Here is a 4,274-nt window from a genome sequence, read left to right as displayed (position 1 = left end):
GCCAGGCGCGGCACCAGCGCGAACAGCCCCACCAGCTGACGCTCGGCCGCTGCCGGATCGAACGCGCCGCGATGGCCACCGGCCTCGAAGCCCTGCGCCACTACCGCGTCCGCCCCGGCCGCTTCGGCCGCCAGGGCCTCGGCCAGGGTGGTGGCGCAGGCGAACCAGGCGATGCCGGCGTCCTTCAGGCGCTGCACCTGGGCGGCGGTGAAGACGCCCATGATGGTGGAGGCGACCGCGGGTTTGGCGGCGATGAGTGCATCGAACTGCGCGTCGAAATCGGCCGGGCCGGCGTCGGCGGCTTCGGCCGGAACTTCAGGGCCCCATTGCGCGAGGAAGGTACGGGTGGCTGCTTCGGCGCCGGCGTCACGCAGCGGCGGTGCGTCCGGAATCCACACATTGACCTGCGCCGGGCCGCTGGACTGTGCGCGGAACGCATCCATCCACGCCACGATGTCCTGCGGCTGCGACAGCACCGCGCCCATCGCGCCCATGCTGCCGGCGTTGGCCAGCACAGCCGAAAGCGGCACCGGGCAGGCGCCGGCCATGGGGGCAAGCAGGATCGGGGACTGCAATGAAAAACGCCGACAGAAGCTGTCGGTGCGTTCGAGGATTCGCGGGTCGGTCATGCGGGGCGCACCTTGGGGGTCGACGGGGTACAGGATACCCCCGTCGTTCCGGGGACACGCATGGCGTGTCGCTACGCGGGCGGACCGACGACCGGCGCCTTGATCAGCGGAACGGCAGGCCGCCGCGGCCGCCCATGGCGCCCATCATGCCCTTCATGCTGCGCATCATGCCCTTCATGCCGCCACCGGCCATCTTGCTCATCATCTTTTCCATCTGCTGATACTGCTTCATCAGCTTGTTGACGTCGGCCGGGGTCAGGCCGGAGCCGCGGGCGATGCGGGCGCGGCGCGAGCCATTGAGCAGACCCGGATTGCGCCGTTCCTTCTTGGTCATCGAATTGATGATGGCGATCATGCGCGGCACTTCCTTGCCTTGGCTGACCTGCTGCTTGAGGTGCTCGGGAATCTGGCCCAGGCCCGGCAGCTTGTCCATCAGGCCGCCGATGCCGCCCATGTTCTGCATCTGCTCCAGCTGGTCGCGCATGTCGTTCAGGTCGAACTTCTTGCCCTTGGCGACCTTCTCGGCCAGCTTCTGCGCCTTGTCCTTGTCGACCTGCTGCTCGACCTGCTCCACCAGCGACAGCACGTCGCCCATGTCCAGGATGCGGCTGGCGATACGGTCGGGGTGGAACACGTCCAGGCCGTCGGGCTTTTCGCTGACACCAACGAACTTGATCGGCTTGCCGGTGATGTAGCGCACGCTCAGCGCGGCACCGCCACGGGCGTCGCCGTCGGTCTTGGTCAGCACCACGCCGGTCAGCGGCAGCGCTTCACCGAAGGCCTTGGCGGTATTGGCCGCGTCCTGGCCGGTCATCGCATCGACCACGAACAGGGTTTCGGCCGGATTGACCGCCGCATGCAGGGCCTTGATCTCGGCCATCATGGCCTCGTCGATGGCCAGGCGGCCGGCGGTATCGACCAGCAGCACGTCCACGAACGACTTGCGTGCGTCGTCGATCGCCGCGCGCACGATGGCTTCCGGCTTCTGGTCGGCGCTGGACGGGAAGAACAGCACGCCGACCTGGTCGGCCAGGGTCTTCAACTGCTCGATCGCGGCCGGACGGTACACGTCGGCCGACACCACCATCACCTTCTTCTTGCGCTTTTCCTTCAGGTGCTTGGCCAGCTTGCCCACCGTGGTGGTCTTGCCCGCACCCTGCAGGCCGGCCATCAGGATGATCGCCGGCGCCGGCACGTTGAGGTTCAGGTCCGAGGCGGCCGAGCCCATCACCGCGGTCAGCTCGTCGCGCACGATCTTGATCAGCGCCTGGCCCGGGGTCAGCGACTTGAGCACTTCCTGGCCGACCGCGCGCACCTTGATGCGCTCGACCAGCGCCTGCACGACCGGCAGGGCGACGTCGGCTTCCAGCAGCGCGATGCGGACTTCGCGGGTGGCCTCGCGGATGTTTTCCTCGGTGAGGCGACCGCGGCCACGCAGCCGCTCGATGGTGCCGGAGAGGCGCTGGGTCAGGGACTCGAACATGGAGGCAACCTGTTCAGTAACGAAAGACAAAGAGACCAACAGTATAGCGGGGTCCACGTTGCCGGGCGGAGCCCGGCAACGCGGGCATCGCTAGCGGCCCGCGGTATGCGAAACTGGAACGATGACAATCGTTCTCATCGCCACCCTGCTTTACCTGGTCGCCACCGCCCTGCTGGTGCGGGCGGTGGTGCGCGATGACGCCGCCCGCTCGCCGGGCTGGCTGTGGCCGGCGGTGCCGGCGATGGTCCTGCATGGCAGCTACCACGCACTGGTGGCCCTGCGCACCAGTGGCGGGCCGGACATGCATTTCTTCGCCGCGTTGTCGCTGGTGGGGCTGGGCATGGCCTGGCTGACCTCGCTGGTGGCCGCGCGCGGGCGCATGGCGGCACTGGGCGTGCTGGTGTTCCCGATGGCCGCCGCGGTGCTGTGCGTGTACCACGGTTACGGCCATGCGCCGAGCCGACCGCTGGGTTGGCAGCTGGCCACCCATGCCTGGATGGCGCTGCTGGCCTACGCCACGCTGAGCGTGGCCGCGCTGCTGGCGATCATGCTGTGGCTGCAGGAACGCGCCCTGCGCCGCCGCGACTTCCGCCCGTGGCTGCGCGCCCTGCCGCCGCTGGCGGACCTGGAAGCCCTGTTGTTCCGGGTGATCGCGGTGGGCTTCGCGCTGCTCACGCTGACCCTGGTCACCGGTGTGCTGTTCGTGGACGACCTGCTCGCGCAGAAGCTGGTGCACAAGACCGTGCTGAGCGTGCTGTCGTGGATCGTGTTCGGCACGCTGCTGATTGGTCGCCGCTGGTATGGCTGGCGCGGCGCCAAGGCGGTGCACTGGACGCTCACCGCCATGGCGCTGCTGCTGCTGGCATTCTTCGGCAGCCAGTTCGTGATCGAACTGGTGTTCGGGCGCGCGCGCTGATCACGTCCCGCGGCGCGCACGCTGCGCCGCTTACAGGCCGTACCGTGCGATCACATCGAGGTGTCGCTGCTCGTCCTGGCCGCAGGCTTCGGCCAGGCGCAGCCAGCACATCCGATGCGGCCAGCCAGCGGTGGCCTCGAGCAGGAACCGGTGCAGCGCCAGGGGGGGCGCCTCCTGTGGCTGCGCTATCGTGAACAGCACCCCCGGCAGCGTCTCGCCGTCGGCCTGGGTGTCGGCAAGCTGGTAGTCGTCCGCGCTGTGGGTCCACAGCTTCCAGCCGCGGTCCTTGACCGCATCGGAGAATGCCGCCCAGGCCTCCTCGCCCGGATGCACACCATCCACCAGCCAGCTCGCCGCATGCCCGCCGCTTTCCAGCAGGTGGACCTCGGCATAGGTAGGCATGAAGCGACTGCGTTCCTCTTCATCCTCCGGTGCCGGATGCACCAGTTCGGCGTCGAACACCACCCAGTCGTCCACACGCTGGCGCCGGTTGGCTGGCGCGTTCTCGACGATGCGCGCGGTGACTGGGCCGGTCCGGCGCGCGTAGTACTCGATCGGGTCGCCACCGTCCATGCAGCGGATGATCACCCAGCCGAAGTTCTCTTCGACGGGGCCTTCGGTGCTGTCCAGTTCCATGCCGACTGCGGCGGCCGACGTCCGCACGGCCGCCCAGTCGCGAGCCGCGCTGGCTGCCGTCATATGGTCCCAGTGTGCGCTGCGCGGTTCCTCCAGGACCTCGGTGAGGTGGCGGTACTGCGCGGCGGCGTCCGGGAAGCGCTGCATGGCCATCAGGGCCATCGCCAGCAGGTTGCGCGCGCCGTGCGAACCGGGCGACAGCGCCAGCAGCGCCGAGCAGGCCTGCTCCAGCGCGGCCCAGTCGGACTGCTTCTGCGCGATCTGCGCCTGGCACCACAGCGCGAACACCGGCACCTGCGCCTGGTAGTGCTGCACCAGCCGTTCCAGCTCGCCCAGGTCGCCACGCTGCACCAGCAGCCGCATCAACGAATAGGCCGGGGAGGCATCTTCGTGCGGGTGGCGCTGCACGAACGCCCACAGCAGGGCCAGCGCCTCCTCGTCGGCACCGCAGGCCGCCAGCGCCGACGCCGCCACGTCCAGCAGGGCCGCATCATCGGGTCGCGCCGCCACGGCCTGCAGCAACCACTGCGCTTCGCGCTCGGGGTCGCGCCCTTCGTTCTTCGCCCCCTCCCCGACCAGCCAGTCCAACAGGGCCTCGGCGGGCACGGGC

3 protein-coding genes and 1 pseudogene are annotated in these 4,274 nt (G+C 69.2%); 1 reads left to right on the top strand and 3 read right to left on the bottom strand.

Going from position 1 to position 4,274, the window contains the following annotated elements; all coding sequences use genetic code 11:
- Together RWO33_RS19505 and ffh are read right to left on the bottom strand one after the other, a co-directional pair.
- Positions 1–629 (bottom strand): nitronate monooxygenase (locus tag RWO33_RS19505; protein WP_314107042.1); only part of this gene is annotated, 629 nt, incomplete at its 3' end.
- Between the two features lie 103 nt (positions 630–732).
- Complete coding sequence (gene ffh, locus RWO33_RS19500) at positions 733–2,112, bottom strand: signal recognition particle protein (RefSeq protein WP_145478229.1); 1,380 nt, start codon at positions 2,110–2,112, stop codon at positions 733–735.
- A 121-nt stretch (positions 2,113–2,233) separates the two neighbouring features.
- Here ffh and ccsA point away from each other — a divergent pair, with 121 nt between their 5' ends.
- Entirely contained in the window at positions 2,234–3,028 is a 795-nt protein-coding gene (ccsA, locus tag RWO33_RS19495; protein ID WP_314107038.1) for a cytochrome c biogenesis protein CcsA, read from the top strand.
- 30 nt (positions 3,029–3,058) lie between these two features.
- Here ccsA and RWO33_RS19490 read toward each other — a convergent pair.
- A pseudogene (locus RWO33_RS19490) lies at positions 3,059–4,274 on the bottom strand (hypothetical protein); the annotation flags it as partial.

Origin of the sequence: uncultured Stenotrophomonas sp. (assembly GCF_963519925.1) — a bacterium.
Lineage (GTDB): Bacteria > Pseudomonadota > Gammaproteobacteria > Xanthomonadales > Xanthomonadaceae > Stenotrophomonas > Stenotrophomonas maltophilia_AE.
Note: the sequence above shows the minus strand (reverse complement) of the source record. Positions and strands in the feature narration are given on the sequence as shown.

What these genes read in the sequence shown, in the direction of transcription:
- ffh (WP_145478229.1), bottom strand. Translation starts at nt 2,112, where the DNA reads ATGTTCGAGTCCCTGACCCAGCGCCTCTCCGGCACCATCGAGCGGCTG.
- ccsA (WP_314107038.1), top strand. Translation starts at nt 2,234, where the DNA reads ATGACAATCGTTCTCATCGCCACCCTGCTTTACCTGGTCGCCACCGCC.